The sequence below is a fragment of the Nonomuraea sp. NPDC049378 genome, from assembly GCF_055586745.1.
Map to the genome: position 1 here is coordinate 180,119 of NZ_JBVJHP010000019.1, position 21,119 is coordinate 201,237.

A 21,119-nucleotide genomic window follows, 5' to 3' on the forward strand; every position below is an offset into this window, starting at 1 on the left:
CCGGGCTGTTTCCCGGGCTGTTTCTCGGGCTGCCTCTTCGGGCTACTTCCCGGCGCGGCCGCCGAACACGGTCAGTGCCAGGCCGAGCAGGCCGGCGACGACGCTGGCGGCCGTCAGCGCGGCGCCGTCGAGCACCAGGTGCAGCAGGCCGAAGTGACGGTCGAAGGCGAAGTCGGCGATGAGGCCGCCGAAGCCCTGGATCATGAGGAGCACACCGAGGATTGCCATGCCTCGACGATCGCAGGTCGAGGCGGCCGGATCATCGAACCAAAGTATCGGCGCCCCTGTTCCTTGGAACCAGTTCTCAGAAGCATCCTTGACGTTCGCCTGACTTCTCCTAGGACATTATCCCGTTTACATGAGATTTAACGGCGATGCGAAGTGCCGTTCTCGCCGGGATTCTCCGGTCAAGTCTCTTTTAAATGGCGAATATGCCGTGCTATATCGCAATTCGGGTGCTAGTGTCCGTTTTGTGCAAGTTAGCCAACGGGGGAGGAATCATGGCTAGCACGCAGTTCACACAGGTCGGCCACCAGCTCGGATGGGGATGCCGTAGGCGGCGTCGTCGCCGCTGGTGCGGCGGATGCCGTCGTCGCCGCTGGTGGGGCTGGGGGTGGTAAACCGCCCCGCTGAGAGCCGGCGGCTGAGCCGCCGGCTCTCATTCTCTGTCTCCGGCCGAGAGCTCGCTCCGGCGATTTCCATTCGCCGGACATTCCGCCAGTTCTGGCCGGACACTCGCGGATTGCGCCGCCTATTCGCGGCCGGTGTCGTCCTCGCCATCGTCGCCGCGCTCTGCGAGGTCGCCGCGATCCGCCTGTTCGGTCACATCACCGATGAAGTGCTCACCACCAAAGAACTCGGGGCCTTCTGGACTCCGGCATTCACCTGGCTCGGCCTCGCCGCGATCGCGGGTGCGGCGTCCTTCGGCGGGACGTACATCACCGCGCTCGGCGCCGAACGGTTCCTGCTGAAGTTGCGCGACCGGGTCTACGCCCACCTGCAGACGCTCGCGCCGGAGTTCTCGGAGAAGCGGCGGCTGGGCGACCTGATGGCACGCCTGACCGACGACGTCGAGGCCATCGAGGAACTCGTCGGATCGGGTGTGGTCAAAGCCGTCACCACGGTCGCCAGTGTGATCTTCTTCGCGGGAGCCGCCTTCTTCATCCGGTGGGACCTCGCGCTGATCACGATGGCCCTGATCCCGGCGTTCCTGGTGGTCTCCAAGGTGTTCGCCGCCAAGTTCAGGATCGCCGCGGCGCGCGAGCGCCAGAGCAACGGCGTCATGAACAGCGTCCTGGAGGAGGGGCTGGCCAACCAGCCGCTCGTGCAGGCGTACAACCGGCAGGGCGCGGAGTCGCGGCGCCTGCACGGGGAGGGCCGCAACTGGCTGCGCGCCAACATGACGCAGGCCTGGCTGTCCGGCCTGTACGGCCCCGCCGTGCAGGTCATCGAGACCGTCTGCCTGATCGTCATCCTCGGGTTCGGCGCGTGGGAGATCGCCGCCGGCCGGCTGACCATCGGCGGCCTGCTCGCCTTCGCCGCCTACCTGGCCATGCTGTACCCGGCCGTGCAAGGGCTGGGAGAGCTGGCCCTGACGGTGTCCGAGGCGGCGGCCGGGTCCGACCGGGTCATCGAGATCCTGCGGACCGGGGCCACCGTCACCGACGCTCCCGACGCCGTGCCCGCGGGCAGGAGCAGCGGGCGGATCGCGTTCGAGCGGGTGGGCTTCGCCTACCCGGGACGAGGGCGGCCGGTCCTGCGGGACGTGTCGTTCACCGCCGAGCCGGGCGACGTCGTCGTCATCGCCGGGCCCAGCGGATCGGGCAAGTCGACGCTGGCCAAGCTGCTGCTGCGCTTCTACGACCCGGACGCCGGACGCATCCTGCTGGACGGCGCCGACATCCGGGGCCTGACGCGCCGGTCGCTGCGCGAGAACGTCACGATCCTGCACCAGGAGACGCTGATGTTCTCGGGGTCGGTCCGCGACAACATCGCCTACGGGCGGCCCGGCGCCTCGCTCGACGAGGTCATCAGGGCCGCCGAGGCAGCGGGCGTGCACGACTTCGTCAAGGTGCTGCCCCAGGGCTACGACACGCCGGTGGGGCAGCGGGGACGGCTCCTGTCCGGCGGGCAGCGGCAGCGGATCGCGATCGCCAGGGCCATCCTGCGCGACGCGCCCGTGCTGGTGCTGGACGAGCCCATGACCGGGCTGGACGCCGCGACGGCCGCGCAGATCATGCAGCCGCTGCGGCGCCTCATGGCAGGGCGTACGACGCTGATGATCACGCACGACCCGCGGCACGTGCCGGAAGGCGCGCGCAGGGTGGAGCTGGAGCCGGTGCGAGCGCCGGAGCGCATCCGGCTCAAGCGCGTCGGCGCCCGCGGCACCCGCTCCCCGGTGCGCTGCTGACCCCCTCTCTGACCCGCCGGATGGTTGCCCCGGCCCGCGACACCCGCCCTACGGGGCGGGTGTCGTGGTTCCTGGCCCGGCTCGCCGCCGGAGCGGCCGCCCGCTAGAATCGCGAGGCTCTCTCCGCTCGCGCCCGACCGCGTGGAGAGACTCTCCCCGCGTCGAAGGCAGGTTCCCCTCGTGACTCCTCCAGTGCCTGGTGGGAGCGGCTTCTCGCGTCCCCATGCCGAGACCGGCGACACCCGGGCCCTGCCCGTCACGAGCACAGGAACTCCGCCAGGGAGACGGCGTCCCCGCGGGGTCGCGCGGCAGTCCTCACGCCGGGTCTGATGGGCGACGACCACAGCTCGGCCCGGCCGCTGCGCGCCGACGCCCGGCGCCACCGGGAGCGGGTGCTGCAGATCGCGCGGGAGGCCCTGGCCGGAGACGGGCTGACGATCTCCTTCGACGAGATCGCCCGGCGGGCCGGATTCGGGGTCGGCACCGTCTACCGGCACTTCCCCACCGAGGAGGCGCTGTTCGAGGCGGTGCTGCTGGGGCGGATCGAGAGGTTCCTGGCCGACGCGCGCGGGCTGGCCACCTCCGAAGACCCGGGCAGGGCGTTCTTCGGCTGGTTCGCGAAGGTCGTCGATGAGGCCGCGGCCAACCAGGCGCTCTGCGACATGCTGGGAGGAGGCCCCCGGCCGGCCTTACGGCCGGGTTCCACGCTGGAGGACGACTTCGCCGCCGCGATCGACCGTCTGCTGGCCAGGGCCCAGCGGGTCGGCGCGGTACGCCCGGGCCTGACCGGCCAGGACGTGGCCGACCTGCTGAGAGGATGCCTGGTCGCCGAGCGGAGGGCGCGGTCCAGGCACGGCACGGTGCGGATGGCGGAGGTGGTCTGCGACGGCATGCGGCCCCCCGGCTGACCTCTTGGCCGGGGCACGTCAAGGTGATGTGAGGTGCGCGTCCAGGCCGGTGATGCGCAGGAGCCGTCTCATGGGGGGCGGTGCGCCCGTGACGCGCAGCGGGGTGTCCTGGCTCATGGCCTGATTCCGGACGGAGACGAGGGCGCCGAGCCCGGCCGCGTCGATGAAGGACAGGCCGCTCACCTCGACGACCAGGTTAAACGTGCCGTTGCGGGCACCGGCCTCCCGCAGCAGCCGGGCCAGCCGCCCGCGGAGCACCTCGGCGGTGGCGATGTCGAGCTCGCCGGAGACGCTGACGGTCACCGTGCCGTCGTGGCGGCTGGTGGTCAGGTGCAGTGGGTCCATCCGCGTTCTCTCCAGGGCTGGAATCGTCCCGTAGGTGGCGCGAACCCCGCCCTTGCCGTACACGCCGGATGCTGTATTCGTGTTACACGTAGTTTCGTGCGTGTTTCTGGTGGAGTGTACAGGTCCGGCGCCGCTTGTTCAGGGGACTTGCGGGGTTTCGGGGGAAAAGAGAAATCTCGAGGAAAACAATTCCGGTTACCAGATGCAAGATTCCCTGCCCTTCAGCGTCGTTTGGCCCCGAGAAGGATGACCGGCGAAGTCCCGCGGGTCGCCGGGCAGCTCAGCGCGCCGGGACGGTGGCAGGCGGCCCCCGCCACGGCCCGCCACGGCCCGCACGGCCCGGCGTCCGTGCGGGCCGCGGCGGGGGCCGCGCGGGCGAGCTCGCCGGACCACGGGCGGGAGCGGGGCGAACGGTGTCGCGCGGAGGCCTGTCGCCGTGGAACGGCGCCGACCACCCGGGTGCTGTTCTCATGCCGGAGGCGACCAGACGAAATTTAGGGAAATTGTATGATTTGACAGGCAAGATCACACTACGCTGCTCCTCGGTAAGATACGAGGGAAAGTACAGAACAGTGTGGATCGCAATCGCAGTGCCGGCCGCCATCGTCGTGGGCATGGTGATCTGGTGGCTCCGCAGGGACACCGTCGGTGGCGATGCCGCCGGTCAGTTCGAGGTGGAGCGGAAGCGGGGCTGGGAGCTCCGGCTCACGCCGGAGGCCCAGGCGGCGTTCATGGAAGGCCTGCGGGCCTACAACGACGCGGGCAACCGCCTGGCCGTCGCCGGCGAGCAGGGAGTGCTCACGACGTACGACCCGCCGCGGCTCATCTCGCTGCACCTGCTCGCCGACGTGTTCGCGGCCCGGGGGGACGCCGCGCTGCACGACCCGCAGGAGACGGTGGCGGCGCTGATGGACCGGCTGGCGGGAGCCGAGCGGCCTGGAGTGCTGCACCTGCGCCCCGGCTGGCTGAGCGGTGAGGTCGACGGCATGGACCGGGCGCGCTTCACCGAGGCGGTGCGTGACATCGTGTGCGGCGAGCGGGCCGCGGGCGTCGTGAGCCGGTCGGCTGACGAGACGGTGGGGGCGCTCCAGGTGGCCGTGCTCGGCGAGCCGTCCGCCGCGCAGGCCGGGGAACCGGCGCCCGTCAACGGCAGGCCGGTGCCCGCGACGGCCGGGCCGGCCACGACGGCGGTCAAGGACCGCACGGACGAAACCCCCGTCTCGGACGCTCCGCTCGGGTCGGACGCTCCGCTCGGGCAGCATCCCCCGCCTGTGTCGGATCCTCCGCCTGTCTCGGACCCTCCGCCTGTGGCGGACGCTCCGCTCGGACAGCACGCTCCGGCCGTGCCGGACACTCCAGCTGCGCCGGACGCTCCACCGCTCGGCGCTTCGCCCGCGCCGGGAGGGCGCGTCAACACGATGATGCTGGATCTGGCCCGGGTGCTCGACCGCTACCGGGAGGCTCGCGGCAAGCAGCCGGACGCCACCCCCGAGGCGCTGCTGCGCGAGGTCCTGCCGCGCCTGATCGCCTCCGGCGGGCCCGGGCTGACCTGGACCCGGCCGCCCTCACCGGACGACCTGCGCATCGTGCTCGCCGGCACGGGCTCGCCCGGGCTGCGCTGATCCGGCCTGTACGGGCTTCGCCGACGCCGGCGCCCTCCGCCGTGCGGGCCCGCGGCAGAGGGCGCGGGCCGGGCCTTCGCGGCGCGCGGCGCCGGAGGCGCGTCGCACGAGGCGGGACGGTGTGCCGTCAGTTCTCGGCGCGGCCCTGGCGCCAGTAGCCCATGAAGGCCACCGCGCGCCGGTCCATGCCGCGTTCGGCGACCAGGTGCCGGCGCAGGGTCCTGATGACGGACGCCTCGCCGGCCAGCCACGCGTACAGCGGCCCGTACGGCGGCGCCTCCTGCGGCACCTCCCACAGCTCCTCGGCGTCCACGTCGACGTCGTCGAAGGTGTCGGGCACGGGCAGCGGGGGCAGCAGGCGCCCGGCGGCGGCCCGTACGGCGGGGACGAGGTCCGCGCCGCGCTCACCTCCGTTCCTGGCCAGCCAGGTCACCTTGACGGAGGCGGCCGTCTCGACCGGCAGGAAGTCGTCCTCTCCCGGTACTTCCATCAGCACCTCGCCCGCCAGGTCGGCGGGCAGCCGCTCCAGCACGCCGCAGATCGCCGGCACCGCGGTCTCGTCCCCGGCCAGCAGCACGCAGCCGGTGCCGGTCGGCGGGCGGAACTCCAGGCCTCCGTGCGTGCCCTCGTAGCGCGCGTCGGGGCCGAAGAGCGCCGCGACGTCGCCGGGGCGCACCTTCTCCGCCCACCGCGCGACAGGGCCGCCGTCGGGGTGCATGACCACGTCCACGTCGACCTCGCCGGCCTCGGGGCGCACCAGCCTGGCGGTGTACGTGCGCATCGGGTTGCGCTTGTCGTCGTCGAGCTCCCGCCAGCGCATGTACCAGTCGGGGCCGGTCGGCAGGTGCGCCAGGCCGTGCCCCGGCAGCGGCAGGATGAGCTTGAGCCGCTGGTCGTAGCCGTTGTCGGCGAACACGCGCAGGTTCTCACCCTTGAAGGTGACCCGGAGGAAGGACGGGCTCAACCGCTCGAGCCGGTCCACCCGTACGTCGAACATGCGATACGGCTCGGTCATCCCCGCGCACTCTCCGATCTTAATTAGGTGAGCCTAACCTAACGGATCGGAAGCGGTATGGCCAGCCGGGGGAGGTGGATGCAAGGTCGCCGGATATTTCCGTATATGGCGGAAGACGTGCAACTCCCGCGCCAGGCCCCTCGGTCGCGGTGCGGCGAAAGGCCGTCCGGTAGCGTCGTACCGCTGAAACCTCAAGGCGCCGGCCCGCGCCTGCCCCCGAGCCGAGGAGGCCGACGTGTCCCCCCACATCCTTTCCGCCGCGGGCGTCGCCCTGGTGCTCGACGGCTCCGGTCCAGGTCTGCCACGGGTGCTCCACTTCGGCGCCGGCCTGGGGCCGGTCGCCGGATCCGCGCTGGAGCCGGTGCTGGCGTCCCTGACTCCCGCGCCGCCGCTGCTGCCCGCCCAGGGAGACGGCTGGTACGGCAGGCCGGGCCTGTCGGGTGGCCGGGCCGGCGAGCACTGGCCGGTCCGCTGGAGCCTCGACCGGCTCGACGTGACGGCAACCCCCGGAGCGGGCGGCACGGTGACCGTCGCGGCCTCCGACGCCAGGGCCGGGCTCGCGCTGGAGAGCGAGCTGGCCATGGACGCCCGTGGCCTGGTGACGATGCGGCACACGGTGACCAACACCGCCGCCTCCCCCTACCGGCTGGAGGGGCTGACCTGCTCGCTGCCGGTGCCGCCGCGGGCGGGGGAGCTGCTCGACTTCACCGGCCGGTGGGCGATGGAGAAGGCGCCGCAGCGCCGGGCGTTCGGGTTCGGCGTGTGGTCGAGGGAGAGCCGGCGGGGCCGCACCGGGCACGACGGCACCGGCCTGCTGGTGGCCGGGACCGAAGGGTTCGGCTTCCGTTCCGGCGAGGTGTGGGGGGTGCACGCGGGCTGGAGCGGCAACCACCTGCACCACGCCGAGCGCCTGCCCGAGGGCCCGGCGCTGCTGGCCGCGGGCGAGCTGCTCGAGCCCGGCGAGGTCGTGCTGGCGCAGGGGGAGAGCTACCGCACGCCCCGGGTGTTCTTCACCTGGTCGGGCGGTGGGCTCGACCAGGCGAGCGGACGGCTGCACGACCACCTGCGCGCGCAGGGCCCGCTGCCGGTGCGGCCCGTCACCCTCAACAACTGGGAGGCCACCTACTTCGACCACGGCCTCGACCGGCTGCTCGAACTGGCCGAGCGGGCCGCGGCGGCCGGGATCGAGCGGTTCGTGCTCGACGACGGCTGGTTCCGCCACCGCCGCGACGACCGGGCCGGGCTCGGCGACTGGTACGTCGACGAGGGCGTGTGGCCGGACGGCCTGCACCCGCTGGCCGACCGGGTGCGCAAACTCGGCATGCAGTTCGGGCTCTGGTTCGAGCCCGAGATGGTCAACCCCGACTCCGACCTGGCCCGCGAGCATCCCGACTGGATCCTCGGCCAGGCCGAACGCCTGCCGCCGCCGCAGCGCAACCAGCAGGTCCTCGACGTCGCCAGGCCGCAGGCGTACGCGTACCTGCTGGAGCGGCTGGACACCCTGGTCGGCGAGTACGCGCTCGACTACATCAAGTGGGACCACAACCGCGACATCGCCGAGCCCGTGCACGACGGAGCGCCGGGCGTGCACGCGCAGACCGAGGCCGCCTACCGGCTGATCGACGAGCTGCGCCGCCGCCATCCGGGGCTGGAGATCGAGTCGTGCTCGTCCGGCGGCGCGCGCGTCGACTACGGCATCCTGGCCCGCACCGACCGGGTGTGGACCTCCGACAGCAACGACGCGCTCGACCGGCAGGCCATCCAGCGCTGGACCGGGCTGCTGGTGCCGCCGGAGCGGCTGGGCTGCCACGTCGGCGCGCCGAAGGACCACGGCTCCGGCCGCCGGCTGCCGCTGGCCTTCCGGGCCGCCACCGCGCTGTTCGGGCACATGGGCGTCGAGTGGGACCTGACCTCGGCGAGCGAGGCCGAGCTCCAGGAGCTGGCCACGTGGATCGCCCTGCACAAGCGGCTGCGCCCGGTGCTGCACGCGGGCCGGGTGGTGCGGGCCGACCACCCCGACCCGTCGGCGCTGCTGCACGGCGTGGTGACGCCCGGGCGCGGGGTGTTCGCGTTCGTGCAGCTCACCACCCGGCTCACCACCGGGCCCGGCCCGCTGCGGCTGCCCGGCCTCGACCCCGCGGCCACCTACGACGTGCGGGTGGCCGGGCCGCTCCCCGAGGGGGCAGGGCTGCCCGGGTGGACCGCCGCCCCGGTGCGGCTGCCGGGCTCGGTGCTCGGCGAGCTCGGGCTGCCGGCGCCGACGCTGCGGCCGGCGTCGGCGCTGGTCATCGAGGTGGAGCGGGCCTAGAGGCGCGGGCGAAGGCCTAGCGGTAGCCCTTCGCCAGCACCTCCTGCGTGTCGTGGGTGATCCGGGCAGCCAGCTCGGAGGGGAGCGCGGTGCGCGGCGGGCGGCAGACGCCGCCCTTGCGCCCCGCCAGGTCCATCGACAGCTTGATGGACTGCACGAACTCCGTCTTGGAGTCCCAGCGCAGCAGCGGGTGCAGGTCGCGGTAGATGGGCAGCGCCTTGTCCAGGTCGCCGGAGGTGGCCAGACGATAGAGCTCGACCGTGGAGCGCGGGATCATGTTGGGGTAGCCGGCGATCCAGCCGACCGCCCCGGCGATGCCCAGCTCCAGCAGCACGTCGTCCGACCCGATGAGCAGGTCGAGCCCGGGCGCCAGCTCGGCCAGCTCGTACGCCCTGCGCACGTCGCCGGTGAACTCCTTGACGGCGACGATCAGCCCTTCCTGGTGCAGCTCGGCCAGCAGGTCGGGAGTGAGGTCCACCTTCGTGTCCAGCGGGTTGTTGTAGGCCACGACCGGCAGCCCCGCCTTGGCGACCTCCCGGTAGTGGCCGACCACGGCCTGCCGGTCGGCGCGGTAGGCGTTCGGCGGCAGCAGCAGCACGGACCCGGCGCCCGCCTCGGCCGCCTGCTCGGCCCAGCGCCGCGCCTCGGCCGCGCCGTAGGCGGCCACGCCGGGCATGACGTGGAAGCCGTCGGGGGCGGCCTCGATGGCGGTGCGCACCACGCGGGCACGCTCCTCGGCCGTGAGCGTCTGGTACTCGCCGAGCGAGCCGTTGGGGCAGACGCCGTCGCAGCCGCCCTCGGCCAGGAACCGCACGTGCTCGGCGTAACCGTCGTAGTCGACGGACAGGTCGTCGTTGAAGGGCAGCGCGGTCGCGACGTGCACGCCGTGCCAGACGGGGGCGTTCATGATCTCTCCTTGCTCCAGTTCTCCAGCCCGCTCGCGTCGATGGGCAGGGCGGCGGAGAGGTTCTCCGCGCCGCCCGCCGTGACCAGCAGGTCGTCCTCGATCCGCACGCCGATCCCGCGCAGCTCCGGGGGGAGCGTGCGGTCGTGGGCGTGGAAGTACAGTCCGGGCTCGACGGTGAGCACCATCCCCGGCGCCATCTCCGCGCCGTGGTACGCCTCGGGGCGGGATCGTGCGCAGTCGTGCACGTCGAGGCCCAGGTGGTGGCCGATGCCGCAGACCAGGTAGCGGCGGTGGTGCTGGCCGCGCTCGGACAGCGCCTCGTCCACCGAGACCGGCAGCAGCCCCCAGTCGTGCAGCCCGCGCGCGATGACCTCCATGGCCGCGTGGTGGAAGTCGGTGAAGCGGCGGCCCGGCGCCACCTGTGCCAGCCCCGCCCGGTGCGCCCGCTCGACCAGGTCGTGCACCTGCCGCTGGGCGGCGGAGAAGGCGCCGGAGACGGGGAAGGTGCGGGTGACGTCGGCGGTGTAGTGGCCGCGCACCTCCACGCCCATGTCGAGCAGCAGCAGCTCGCCGGGCACCACGGGGCCGTCGCAGCGCACCCAGTGCAGCGTGGGGGCGTGCGCGCCGCCGCCGACGATGGTGGCGTAGCCGGGGCCGTTGCCGTGCGTCCTGGCGTAGCGGTCGAAGGTGCCCTGCAACCAGCGCTCGCCGCCGCCCGCGACCGCGGCCGGGATCTCGGCGAGCACCGCGGCGAAGCCCTCCACGGTACGGTCGACCGCCTCGCGGAGCCGGGCGGTCTCCCACCCGTCCTTGATCATGCGCAGCTCGGCCAGCACCCGCCCGAGCTCCTCGGACGGTTCCGCCCAGCCGGGTCCCGCGAGCAGCGCGCCGCCCGGCGGCCCGGCGAACTCCGGCAGCGGCCGCACCCCCACCCCGAGCGCCCCGGCCCACTCGGCCAGGGACGGCGAGGGGCCGACCCACAGCTCGCCGTAGGCGGCGTCGGCGTAGAAGCCCTGGTCGCCGGGGCGGGCGGGTGCGGGCAGGTAGAGCGTGGCCTCCCCGCCCGCGACGACGGCCACGGCGTTCTCCACCGCGCAGCCGGTGAGCCAGTAGAAGTCGCTGTCCACCCGGAAGTCGTAGGCGGTGTCGTTGCTGCGCACCGGAGCCCGGCCGGCCGCCACGACGGCGGTCGTGCCGGGCAGCGCGGCGGCGAGCCTGGCCCGGTGGGCCGCGGCGGCCTCGGCCGCGCCGGGCTCCACCGGAGGTGTGCACGCGGGGGAGTCCCAGCCCTCGGCGATGTACGCGGCGAACGCGGGGATCTCCGCCAGCTTGGGCAACCGGCCGTCGGTCACGGGGTGATTCCTCCTCCTAGGTCGCGGACGAGCCCGGTCAGCCGGGTGAAGACCCGGTCGTCGCCGATGCCGTCGTGCTCGTACTCGTTGGTGACCCACGCCTGGGTGTTGCCGACCCGGGCGGCGGTGTCCAGTTGCAGGCCGGCGTCGACGTACATGTCGTCGAAGTAGACGGCCGCGGCCACCGGCACCTCGTTGGCGGCCAGCCGGTCGAGGTCGTACAGCGGCGGCCACGCGGCGCGCTCGGCGAGCAGTTCGACGGCCGGGCCGAAGGGGCGCAGCGCGCGGATCTCCCCGAACATCCAGGGGTAGATCATCTCGCCGGTGAACAGCAGCGGCCTGGCGTCCTCGGCGAAGGCGGGATGCCGGGCGCGCTCCCGCTCGGCCGCCCACGCGGTCGCGCCGGGCCCCGAGCCGTAGATGCTCTCCTGCAACGCCGCGAACAGCGGGTTGTCGGCGTAGGAGGAGCGGGCCAGCACCTGGTGCAGGAACGTCTCCGGCAGGTCGCCGCGCCCGCCGGGCAGAGTCTTGTCGGGCAGCTCGTCGAGCAGCCAGTGCATGCGCTCGTAGCCCGGCTTCATGCCGAAGTCGATGCCGAGCGACTGCAGCCGCCGCACGGTGAGGGTGTCGCCGTCGGGCAGGAGCACGTCGCCGGCGGCCAGCCGGTCGGCCAGCCGGCCGGTGGTCTCCACGTGGTGCGGGTAACGGCGGTAGAAGGCGTCGTTCCTGGCCGCCACCCGGGGATAGGTGCGCCGGTAGACCTCCGCGGCGTCGGGGTCGAGCGAGGGCAGCCCGCCCGCCACGTAGCAGGCGCTCAGCCCGCCGGGCGCGCGCGAGAGGTAGGTGAGGGTGAGGAAGCCGCCGTAGCTCTGCCCCAGCGTCGACCAGCGCCGCCCGCCGAACACGGTCGTGCGCAGGTGCTCGGCGTCGGCCACGATCGAGTCCGCGCGGAAGCGGGCCAGGTGGTCGGCTCCCTCCCGCGGGCTGAGCGCGCTCATCACGCGCCCGTCGACGCGCGAGCTGCGGCCCGTGCCCCGCTGGTCGAGCAGGATCACGCGGTACGTCTCCAGCGCCTGCCCGAGCCAGCCCGACGTGCCGGTGGGGCGCGGCCCCTTGCCTCCGGGGCCGCCCTGCAGGTAGAGCAGGCACGGCAGGTCCTCGCCGTCGCGCGCCGGGTCCACCACCTCGCGGGCGAAAACGGTGATGGTGGCATCCGGGGCCGACCAGTCGAGCGGCACCTCCACGACGTGGTCGCGCATCCGCATCCCGGGGATCGTGTAAGTCGCGCTGATCAAGCTTTCTCCCTCCTGCGGCGCTCCCACTCCGGGTCGATGCGCGGGATGGCCGCCAGCAGCGTGCGCGTGTACTCGTCCTGGGGGTCGTCGAACACCTGGCCGGTCGTCCCCAGCTCGACGATCCTGCCCTCGCTCATCACGGCGACGCGCTGCGCGATCTGCCGCACCACGGCCAGGTCGTGGGCGATGAACACGTAGCTGAAGCCGCTCTCGCGCTGGAGCCGCCGCAGCAGCTCGATCACCTGCGCCTGCACGGACACGTCCAGCGCCGACACGGCCTCGTCGCAGATCACCAGCTTGGGGTTGACGGCCAGCGCGCGGGCGATGCCGATGCGCTGCGCCTGCCCGCCGGAGAACTGCGCCGGGTAGCGCAGCGAGTGGTCCGGGTTGAGACCGACGCGTTCCATCAGCTCCTTGGCATGCGCCCGGCGGCTGCCGTTGGGCGCGATGCCCTGGTAGACCAGCGGCGCCATGAGGATGCGCTCCACCGTGTGCCGCGGGTTCAGCGAGGAGAACGGGTCCTGGAAGACGACCTGGACGTTGCCGCGGAAGCGGGCCAGCGCCGCCCCCTTTGCGCGGGTGACGTCCTCGCCCTCGAACTCCAGCGTGCCCTCGCTCGGCTCCAGCAGCTTGGCGATCATCCTGGCGGTCGTCGACTTGCCGCTGCCCGACTCGCCCACCACGGCCAGCGTCTCGCCCAGCCGTACGTCGAAGCTCACCCGGTCGACGGCCGTGAACCCGGCCTTCGCGCCGAGCGGGCCGCGGGCGACGAAGCGTTTGGTCAGGTCCTTCGCGCGCAGCAGCGTCATGCGCTCACCTCGTCGAGGGGGTCGTCGATGCGGGGGATGCTGTCCAGCAACATCCGGGTGTAGTCGTGGCGGGGCTCGGCGAAGACCTGTTCCGCGGTGCCGTACTCGACCTGCTCGCCGCGCCGCATCACCAGCACGCGGGTGGCGATCGAGCTGATCACGGCCAGGTCGTGCGTGATGAACACCATGCCCATGCCGCTCTGCCCGCGCAGCTCGGCCAGCAGGCGCAGGATCTGCGCCTGCACGGTCACGTCCAGGGCCGTGGTCGGCTCGTCGGCGATCAGCAGCGAGGGCGAGCACACCAGCGCCATCGCGATCATGATGCGCTGCCGCTGCCCGCCGGAGAACTGGTGCGGGTAGTGGCGCGCCCGCCGCTCGGGGTCGGGCAGCCCCACCTGGCGCAGCGCGGCGGTGACGACCTCGCGTGCCGCCGCGCGCGAGCCGCCGCGGTGCGCGCGGTAGAGCTCCTCGATCTGCAGGCCGACCGTGTAGTACGGGTTCAGCGACGACAGCGGATCCTGGAAGATCATCGACATCCGGTCGCCGCGCAGCCGCCGCAGCTCCCTGGCGGAGGCGCCGAGCACCTCGGCGCCGTCCAGCCGGATGCTGCCGCGGGTCGTGGCGCCCTTGGGCAGCAGGCCCATGATCGCCAGGCTGGTCATCGACTTGCCGGAGCCCGACTCGCCGACGATGCCGACGGTCTCGTCCCTGCCGACGGTGAAGGAGACGTCCTTCACCACGTCGACGGGGCCGCGCGTGGTGGGGAAGGTGACGGTGAGGTCCTCTACGACCAGCAGCTCGCTCATCTCGCCGCGATCCTCACTCTCGGGTCCAGCCTCGTGTAGACGACGTCCACCACCACGTTGCCGATCACCACGAAGAACGCCGCCAGCAGCGTCACCGCCATGATCACCGGCTGGTCGTTCTTGGCGATGGAGTCGGCGGCCATCTTGCCGACGCCGTTCAGCCCGAACACCGTCTCGGTGATCAGCGCGCCGCCCAGCAGCGCCGCGAAGTCCATGCCGAAGATCGTGGCGATCGGCGTCAGCGCCGGCCGCAGCGCGTGCCTGCGCATGGTCAGCGCCGGGCTGAGCCCTTTCGACCTGGCCGTGCGCATGAAGTTCTCGGCCAGGGTGTCGATCACGTTCGCGCGGGTGAGCCGCGCGTACAGGCAGGCGTAGCCGGTGGCCAGCACGAGCCACGGCATCAGGTACGACTGGAACCAGAGCGCCGGGTCGTCGGCGAACGGCACCGCCTGCGGGAACGGCAGCACCTGCAGCTGCACCACCAGCACGTACTGCAGGGCCAGTGCCAGCACGTAGTTGGGGATGCTGGAGCCGCCCAGTGCCAGGCCCATCGCGGCGCGGTCCCACCAGGTGCCCTCCTTGACCGCGCTGAGCAGGCCCGCGACGACGCCGAGGAGCAACCACAACACCGCCGCGCCGATCGCCACGGTCGCGCTGACCGGCAGGCGCTCGACGACCATGTCCCACACGGACTGGTTGGTCTGGAAGCTGTAGCCCAGGCAGGGCGCGGCGCAGTGCACGAGGTTCGCGCCCTCGCCGTAGTCGCGCCCGGCGAGGATCCCGATGAGGAAGCCGAAGAACTGCGCCAGGAAGGGCTCGTCGAGGCCCAGGACGTCGCGGATCTGGTCGATGCGCTCCGGCGTGCACGTCTTCCCGCAGATCATCACCGCCGGGTCGGGGGAGAGCGTGAAGAAGATGACGAACGTGAACAGGCACACCAGGAAGAGGATCAGCACCACCCCGGCGGCCCGCCCGGCCAGGTAACGCGCCATCACGCGGCCTCCCCGGAGTCGAACGCGGCCCGCAGCCGGTCGCCGAGCACGGTCAGCGACAGCACGGTGAGGAACAGGAACGTGCCGGGGATGGCGAAGTACATCGGGTCGACGGCGTACCAGCCGACGGAGCTCGCGATCATCTGTCCCCACGACGGCGTGGGCGGCGTGACGCCGACGCCCAGGAACGACAGGCCCGCCTCGGTGCCGACGTAGCCGGGCACCGCCAGCGTGGTCATGACGATCAGCGAGCTGCGCAGGTTGGGCAGGATCTCCTTGAACACCAGCGCCCCCGTGGAGGCGCCCGAGGCCCGCGCGGCCTCCACGAACTCCCGGTTCACCAGCGTCATCGTCTGCCCGCGCACCACCCGTGCCAGGTACGGCCAGCCGAACACGCTGATCACCACGACCAGCAGCACCGGCCGGTTGCCCTGCGGCAGCGACGACAGGATCGCGATCATGAAGATGAGCGCGGGGAAGGCCATCAGGAAGTCCATGACCCGGCAGATCACCTGGTCCGCCCAGCCCTGGTAGAACCCGGCCAGCAGGCCCAGCACCACGCCGAGCAGGGTCGTGAGCGCGGTGGCGGCGAGCGCGATCAGCAGGGACACGCGGGCGCCGTACGCGATGCGGGCGAGGATGTCGCGGCCGTTCTGCGGTTCGACGCCGAGCGGGTGTTCGGCGCTGATCCCGCCCAGCGGCCCGTGCGGGACGCCGCCCAGGTCGGTGTCGACCGCGGCGGTGTCGAAGTCGTTCGGGCCGTGCCCGGTGATCAGGCTGATCAGCGGCGCGCAGATCGCCATCAGCACGATCAGCGCCAGGAACGCGCTGCTGAGCACGGCCGCCCTGTCGTGCAGCAGCGCGCCCGCGACCCGCCGTCCCGAGGTGGTGGGCGGGGTGGCGGGCGCGCCCGCCACCTGCTGTGAGTGAGCTGCGACGGTCATCTACGTGGTCGGCTTGGCCAGGCCGACGGAGATGAGGTCGATGCCGCCGGAGAACGAGCTGGACTGGTAGGCGCCCGCGATGTTCGAGCCGACGACGAGGATGAGCTTCTCGTAGGCCAGCGGCACGATCGGCGCCTGCTTCATGATCTCCTTGTCCAGCTCGCCGTAGGCGGCGTTGGCCTCATCGACGTCGGTCATCGCGGCGATCTCGTCGATCCGCTCGTTGATCGCCTTGTCGTCGATCTGGGCCAGGTTCGCGTTGCCCTTGGTGGTGATGTTGCGGCCGTCGAACAGCGGCGGCAGGAACGTCGCGCCGGAGGCCCAGTCGGGGCACCAGCCGGTGACGGCGGCGTCGTGCTGCTGCGCCGGCGTGCCGATGACCTCGTAGAACGTCGAGGTGTCGATGTTGTTGATCTTGACGTTGATCTTCACCTGCTTGAGGGCGTCCTGGATCGCCACCGCCACCGCCGCCATCTTCGGGTCCGGGCGGGTGTCGAGCGTCAGGGAGAACCCGTCCGCCAGGCCCGCCTCGGCCAGCAGCTTCGTGGCCTGCTCGACGTTGTACGGGTACGGGTCGTAGTCCACCCGGCCCGCGACCGTGGGCGGCTGGATCGAGGTGCCCTTGGCGGCCAGGGCGCTGCCGCCCATCCCAGCGACGACGGTTTCCTTGTTGATCGCGTGGTTGATCGCCTGCCGCACCCGCACGTCGTCCAGGGGCTTCTTGGTGGTGTTCAGGCTCATGTACGTGGTGCAGCCGTTGAGCCCGGACAGGGTGCGCTGCTTGATCTGCGGCTGCTGCACCCGCGCCACGGTCGCCGCCTGGATCGACTCGCCGATGGCGTCGGCGTCGGCGCCCTGCCCGGCCAGCATGCGCTCGTCGATCGTGGCCGGGTCCAGGCCGAACGTCCACTCGAAGGCGTCCGGCTTGGCCGCCCGCACGCTGTCCGTCTCGGGCTTCCACTGCGGGTTGCGCACCAGCTTCAGTGAGGAGCCGCGCTGGTAGCTCGCCACCTTGTACGGCCCGCTCGCGATCGGCTTGGTGTCGAACGCCGCGCCCGCCCCCGTGCCCTTGGGGAAGGGCGTGAAGTTGGCGAGCGCCAGCGCGCTCGGGAAGTCGGCGAAGGGCTTCTTCAGATGGAAGACGACCGTCTTGTCGTCGGGCGTCTCGATGGTGTCCAGGTCGCCGTCGAGGTACGGGCCCTGGTAGTCCTTCGGCGCGTCGAGCAGCAGTTTCCCGTACGGTGAGCCGATCCCGGCCTCCGGGTCGAACGTTCGTGAGAAGCCGAACTTCACTGCCTCGCTCGTGATCGGCGTGCCGTCCTCGAAGAACAGGTTGTCCTTGAGCGTGAACGTCCAGGTCTTGGCGCCGTCGGACGGCGTGCCCGTGTCCGTGGCCAGGTCGGGCACGATCTTCGTGCCCTCGGCGCCCGGACCCGCGCCGAACATCGTCAGCCCCCGGTAGATGAGCCGGTAAAAGTTGTTGACGCCGCCGTCGAAGCCGCGCACCGGGTCAAGGTGGGAGAAGTCCGCCTTGGCGAGGACGTGCACCGTGCCGCCTGTCGCGGGTTCCGCGGCCGGCCCGGCCGCCGCCGTGCCGGGGCCGGGAGCCGCGCCGCCACCCCCTCCGCACGCGGTCAGCGCCAGCACGACGGTCATGGTCACGCTCGCGAGCGCCGCCGATCTCCTCATGTCGCCTTCTTTCCGTTGGTCGCGGGGGTCCTGACCCAGACCCGCATGGCTTGGGGGCCGCGGTTGCCCCACAGGAAGTAGGGGGTGAAGGTCGCGGTGACCTCCACTCGCGGGGACGTCTCCTCCAGCGGCAGCTCGGGGTAGAGCTCGGCGGAGGGCGGGGGAGCGGCGCCGGCCGCCACGCGGAGGACGACGGTCCCGTCCCGCCGCTCGATGTTCGCGTTAACAATGTCGGCGACGCCGAGCACCAGGTCATCGACGGGCACGGGGCTGTCCTGCTGCTCCACGCAGTAGACGAGCGGGCCGCGGGCCAGGGCGACCGCGCCCCTGGTGGCGTCGAGGTAGGGGTGGGAGCCGTGCGCCCTGACCGGCATGGGCAGGCTCAGCCGTACCTCGTCGCCCGCCGACCACGCGCGCCGCAGGGTGATCCATCCGTCGCGGGCGGCGGCCTCCGGCGGCTCGCCGTTGACGGTGACGGTCACGTCCCTGGCCCAGCCGGGAACGCGCAGCACCAGCTCGTACGGCTCGCGCGGCGCCCGCTCGACGGTGAGGCGCACGTCGCCGTCCCACGGGTAGCCGGTCTCCATGGCCAGGCCCAGCTCCGAGGCCTCGATCCTGGCGGTGGTGTAGGCGGCGACCAGCACGGCGCCGTCCCGCTCGGCCGCCACGTAGTCGGCCAGCTGGGCCATCCACCGCACGACGTTGGGCGGGCAGCAGGGGCAGCCGAACCAGGCCCGCCGCAGCGGCTCGCCGCCGGATTCCGCGCCGCTGCGCTGCTCGTGGTCGGGGCGGCGCTGGAGCGGGTTGTCGTAGAAGAAGGCCGTGCCCTCCGCCGACAGCCCCACGGCGTAGGCGTTGTGGAGCACGCGCTCGAACACGTCCACGTACTTCGCGCCGCCCGTGGCCAGGAACATCCGCCAGGCCCACTGCATGACGGCGATGGCCGCGCAGGTCTCGCTGTAGGCCCGTTCCGAGGGCAGCTCGTAGCGGTCGCCGATCGCCTCGTCGGAGTGCCGGCTGCCCAGCCCGCCCGTGATGTACAGCTTGGTCGCGACCATGTCGTCCCACAGCCGCTCCAGCGCTCCGGCCAGCGACGGGTCGCCCGTCTCCAGGAGGACGTCGGCCGCGCCGGCCGCCAGGTAGCCCATGCGCACCGCGTGCCCGGTCACCGACGGCAGCTCGCGGAAGGGCAGGTGGTCCTGGAAGTAGTCGCCGGGGAAGATGGTGTGCCTGAGCGCGCCCGTGCCGCGGCGGTCGACGAACCGCGCCGCCTGGGCGAGATAGCCCCGCTCGCCCGTCTCCCTGTACAGCTCGACCAGTGCCATCTCGACCTCGGGGTGCCCGCAGACGCCCGCCTCGCCGAACCGGGAGACCACCAGGTCGGCGAAGCGCACCGCCACCCGCAGCAGCCGGTCGTCGCCCATCCGGCGGTGCGCGGCGACGGCGGCCTGGATCAGGTGGCCCAGGTTGTACAGCTCGTGTCCCCAGCCCGGGTCCTCCCACGGCTTCTTGGCCGCCGCCGGGTCCTGGAAGAAGGAGTTGAGGTAGCCGTCGGGGGCCTGGACACGTTCCAGGAGGCCGACGACCTCCTCGTAGAACTCCCGCACCGGCTCCGCGGCGACGCCGTCGCCCAGGTCGTACGCGAGCCCTTCGAGGGTCTTGTACAGATCGGTGTCGAGGAACGGGTAGCGGCCGCGGTAGGGGGCGGGGTCCGGCTCCAGGAGGCGGCTCAGGTTGGCGACGTTGCCGGCCGCCCTGAGCTGCTCGATGGTGTGCGGGATCGTGGCCGTGCTGTTCCGGCGCCGCCAGTCGTGGAGCAGACCGCCGGTCATGCGCACCCCGGAGACGGGCCGTACCGCTCCGGCGGCCGTACGCACGGCGCCCGCCGGGGGCTTGACCTGCTTAGACGTCATGAACCATCCCAGTAATGTGTGGCATTGCACTGAACGATAAATGTCGGGATGGTCTGTTGCCAAGGGCCGGGAGTGCACTGGTGACAAGAAGATGACCCGTCCGGAAATTTCCGGACGGGTCGGGATTCGTGGCTGCCAGGCCGGCGCCGGCGCGCGCGGCCGGCGTGTCTCAGCAGGTCCTGAGCCCGTCGAAACGCTGCGGCCATTCCCAGGTGAACTTGCTGTAACGGCTGCCGGGCTCCTTGTACGTGCAGACGCCGTCCGGTCCGTTGGCCAGCCGGACCCGGAACTCCACGCCCTTGGAGCAGTTGTTCCAGACCCACAGCTCGTCCTGGGCGCCGTCGTCGTCGAGCTTGTACGCCAGGCAGGAGGGCGCCCGCCCCGAGGCCGCGGCGGCGGCGTGAGCGGGGGCGGCGACCGTCGTGGCCGCGAACCCGGCCAGGGCGAGCATGGCGATGGTGGTTGCGCGCATGGTGGGGGTGCTCCCTGTTCGTTTGTGAGGGTTCGTCGGTGTGAAGGAGGTACGGTCAGCAGCTCACGAGCCCGTCGAAGCGGCGTGGCCAGTTCCACCACCACTTGTCGTAGCCGCTGCCGGGCTTCTTGTACGTGCAGGGCATGTCCTGGCCGTTGGCGAGCCTGACCTTGTAGCTCTTCGCCCCCTTGCAGGTGTTCCAGACCCACAGCTCGTCCTTGCCGCCGTCGTCGTCGAGCTTGTAGGTGAGGCAGGACGGCGCCGCCGCCTGCGCGGGGGCGGGGGAGACGGCTATGGCGGCGGCCGCGAAGACGCCCGCGGCGACGATCGTTCTGGTGCGCATCTTTCCTCTTCCGTCGGTGTCGGTCCCCGTGACCGGGCTGATGACAGGACGGTAGGCGGCGCCGTGTTGAGAACCTGTTGAGTCCGTGTGAGCCCGCCTGCCGGAGTACATGTGCTCGCGGTGCGGCGCATATCCGTCCGGCTGGGCGCGCGAGGAGTCGCGGCCTCAGCGCTCGATGAGGGTGACCTCCAGGGAGTAGTGCGAGGCGCGGTAGACGTGCGAGCCGTGTTCGACGGCCCGGCCCTGGTCGTCGTACGTCGTCCGGATCATGGTGAGCAGGGGGGCGCCGCGGCGCTCGTCCAGCAGCTTCGCCTCGGACTGGCTGGCGGCGCGGGCGCCGATGCGCTGGTTGGCCACCCTCATCCGCACGCCCGCGCCGCGCAGCAGCTCGTACAGGCCGCGGCCCTCGAGGTCGGCGGCGGTGAGCGGGGCCAGCCCGAGCGGCAGCCAGTTGTGCAGCACGGCCAGCGGCTCGCCGGCCGCGAAGCGCAGGCGTTCGAGATAGAGGATCTCCGTGCCGGCCTCCACGCCCAGGATGGCGGCGATGTCGTCGTCGACCGGGCGCGGCTCCAGGGCCAGCACCTGCGTGGCCGGCTCCTGGCCGGCCCTGCGCAGGTCGTCGTAGAGGCTCGTCAGCTCCACCGAGCGTTTGACCTGCCCGTGCACCACCTGCGTGCCGACGCCGCGCTTGCGGACGAGCAGGCCCTTGTCCACGAGATACTGGATCGCCTGGCGGATCGTGGGCCGCGACAGGCCGAGCTTGTCGGCCAGCAGGATCTCGTTGTCCAGCCGCGAGCCCGGAGCCAGGTCACCCCGCCGGATCGCCTCGGCGATCTGCTCGGCCACCTGGAAATAGAGCGGCACGGGGCTGGATCGATCCAGGTCGATGGCGAGATCGCGGCTCATACTGATCAGCTTAACCGAGGTCATAATGTCCTGACAAACAGGTCATGAAAGGGCGTGCGTGGCGCTCGGGATTGGGCATGACG

General features: G+C 72.1%; 19 protein-coding genes. 4 read left to right on the forward strand and 15 right to left on the reverse strand.

The genetic code is table 11. The features are described 5' to 3' along the window. Nucleotides 1–42 precede the first annotated feature (42 nt). On the reverse strand, nt 43–228 hold the full coding sequence (locus ACZ6SA_RS35960) for a hypothetical protein (RefSeq protein ID WP_465833226.1): 186 nt from the start codon (nt 226–228) through the stop codon (nt 43–45). Between the two features lie 514 nt (nt 229–742). On the opposite strand from ACZ6SA_RS35960, the gene ACZ6SA_RS35965 reads away from it, so the two are divergent. After that, a complete protein-coding gene (locus ACZ6SA_RS35965; RefSeq protein WP_347644576.1) occupies nt 743–2,410 on the forward strand; it encodes an ABC transporter ATP-binding protein in 1,668 nt (555 codons plus the stop codon). Between the two features lie 329 nt (nt 2,411–2,739). Further along, nucleotides 2,740–3,318, forward strand: a complete 579-nt coding sequence (locus ACZ6SA_RS35970) for a TetR/AcrR family transcriptional regulator (RefSeq protein WP_465833229.1) — start codon at nt 2,740–2,742, stop codon at nt 3,316–3,318. An 18-nt stretch (nt 3,319–3,336) separates the two neighbouring features. On the opposite strand, the gene ACZ6SA_RS35975 is transcribed toward ACZ6SA_RS35970, so the two are convergent. Further along, nucleotides 3,337–3,663 (reverse strand): STAS domain-containing protein, encoded by a 327-nt coding sequence (locus tag ACZ6SA_RS35975; protein WP_347644574.1) that lies wholly within the window; start codon nt 3,661–3,663, stop codon nt 3,337–3,339. A gap of 614 nt (nt 3,664–4,277) precedes the next feature. Here ACZ6SA_RS35975 and ACZ6SA_RS35980 point away from each other — a divergent pair. After that, nucleotides 4,278–5,285 (forward strand): hypothetical protein, encoded by a 1,008-nt coding sequence (locus ACZ6SA_RS35980; RefSeq protein ID WP_465833231.1) that lies wholly within the window; start codon nt 4,278–4,280, stop codon nt 5,283–5,285. A gap of 127 nt (nt 5,286–5,412) precedes the next feature. Here the strand turns inward: ACZ6SA_RS35980 and ACZ6SA_RS35985 are convergent, their stop codons facing one another. Beyond that, nucleotides 5,413–6,300: a siderophore-interacting protein gene (locus ACZ6SA_RS35985; RefSeq protein ID WP_347644572.1), complete on the reverse strand. Its 888-nt coding sequence runs from the start codon at nt 6,298–6,300 to the stop codon at nt 5,413–5,415. Nucleotides 6,301–6,535: 235 nt separating this feature from the next. Here ACZ6SA_RS35985 and ACZ6SA_RS35990 point away from each other — a divergent pair, with 235 nt between their 5' ends. Then, nucleotides 6,536–8,608 carry an alpha-galactosidase gene (locus ACZ6SA_RS35990; protein ID WP_465833234.1) on the forward strand — a complete coding sequence of 691 codons (2,073 nt, stop codon included), beginning with the start codon at nt 6,536–6,538 and terminating at the stop codon, nt 8,606–8,608. A 16-nt stretch (nt 8,609–8,624) separates the two neighbouring features. Here ACZ6SA_RS35990 and ACZ6SA_RS35995 read toward each other — a convergent pair whose 3' ends face one another. From ACZ6SA_RS35995 to ACZ6SA_RS36050, 12 genes are all read right to left on the reverse strand, one after another. Next, nucleotides 8,625–9,515 (reverse strand): dihydrodipicolinate synthase family protein, encoded by an 891-nt coding sequence (locus tag ACZ6SA_RS35995; protein WP_465833236.1) that lies wholly within the window; start codon nt 9,513–9,515, stop codon nt 8,625–8,627. Next, on the reverse strand, nt 9,512–10,867 hold the full coding sequence (locus ACZ6SA_RS36000) for an aminopeptidase P family protein (RefSeq protein ID WP_347644569.1): 1,356 nt from the start codon (nt 10,865–10,867) through the stop codon (nt 9,512–9,514). Before ACZ6SA_RS36000 ends, ACZ6SA_RS35995 begins: the two co-directional genes overlap by 4 nt. Beyond that, a complete protein-coding gene (locus ACZ6SA_RS36005) occupies nt 10,864–12,162 on the reverse strand; it encodes an alpha/beta fold hydrolase (protein WP_465833238.1) in 1,299 nt (432 codons plus the stop codon). The genes ACZ6SA_RS36000 and ACZ6SA_RS36005 overlap by 4 nt, the downstream gene beginning before the upstream one ends. Then, nucleotides 12,159–12,971, reverse strand: a complete 813-nt coding sequence (locus ACZ6SA_RS36010) for an ATP-binding cassette domain-containing protein (RefSeq protein WP_465833240.1) — start codon at nt 12,969–12,971, stop codon at nt 12,159–12,161. The genes ACZ6SA_RS36005 and ACZ6SA_RS36010 overlap by 4 nt, the downstream gene beginning before the upstream one ends. Next, nucleotides 12,968–13,777, reverse strand: a complete 810-nt coding sequence (locus ACZ6SA_RS36015) for an ABC transporter ATP-binding protein (protein WP_347644566.1) — start codon at nt 13,775–13,777, stop codon at nt 12,968–12,970. Before ACZ6SA_RS36015 ends, ACZ6SA_RS36010 begins: the two co-directional genes overlap by 4 nt. Then, on the reverse strand, nt 13,774–14,769 hold the full coding sequence (locus ACZ6SA_RS36020) for an ABC transporter permease (protein ID WP_347644784.1): 996 nt from the start codon (nt 14,767–14,769) through the stop codon (nt 13,774–13,776). The genes ACZ6SA_RS36015 and ACZ6SA_RS36020 overlap by 4 nt, the downstream gene beginning before the upstream one ends. After that, nucleotides 14,769–15,713: an ABC transporter permease gene (locus ACZ6SA_RS36025; RefSeq protein ID WP_347644565.1), complete on the reverse strand. Its 945-nt coding sequence runs from the start codon at nt 15,711–15,713 to the stop codon at nt 14,769–14,771. The genes ACZ6SA_RS36020 and ACZ6SA_RS36025 overlap by 1 nt, the downstream gene beginning before the upstream one ends. Continuing rightward, nucleotides 15,714–17,402, reverse strand: a complete 1,689-nt coding sequence (locus ACZ6SA_RS36030) for an ABC transporter substrate-binding protein (RefSeq protein WP_465833243.1) — start codon at nt 17,400–17,402, stop codon at nt 15,714–15,716. Beyond that, nucleotides 17,399–19,315, reverse strand: a complete 1,917-nt coding sequence (locus ACZ6SA_RS36035) for a glycoside hydrolase family 127 protein (RefSeq protein ID WP_465833245.1) — start codon at nt 19,313–19,315, stop codon at nt 17,399–17,401. Before ACZ6SA_RS36035 ends, ACZ6SA_RS36030 begins: the two co-directional genes overlap by 4 nt. Nucleotides 19,316–19,484: 169 nt before the next feature. Then, a complete protein-coding gene (locus tag ACZ6SA_RS36040) occupies nt 19,485–19,787 on the reverse strand; it encodes a hypothetical protein (RefSeq protein ID WP_347644562.1) in 303 nt (100 codons plus the stop codon). Between the two features lie 55 nt (nt 19,788–19,842). Next, nucleotides 19,843–20,130, reverse strand: coding sequence for a hypothetical protein (locus ACZ6SA_RS36045; protein WP_443153303.1), 288 nt, complete (start codon nt 20,128–20,130; stop codon nt 19,843–19,845). A 165-nt stretch (nt 20,131–20,295) separates the two neighbouring features. Then, nucleotides 20,296–21,036 (reverse strand): GntR family transcriptional regulator, encoded by a 741-nt coding sequence (locus ACZ6SA_RS36050; RefSeq protein WP_443153304.1) that lies wholly within the window; start codon nt 21,034–21,036, stop codon nt 20,296–20,298. Nucleotides 21,037–21,119 lie beyond the last annotated feature (83 nt).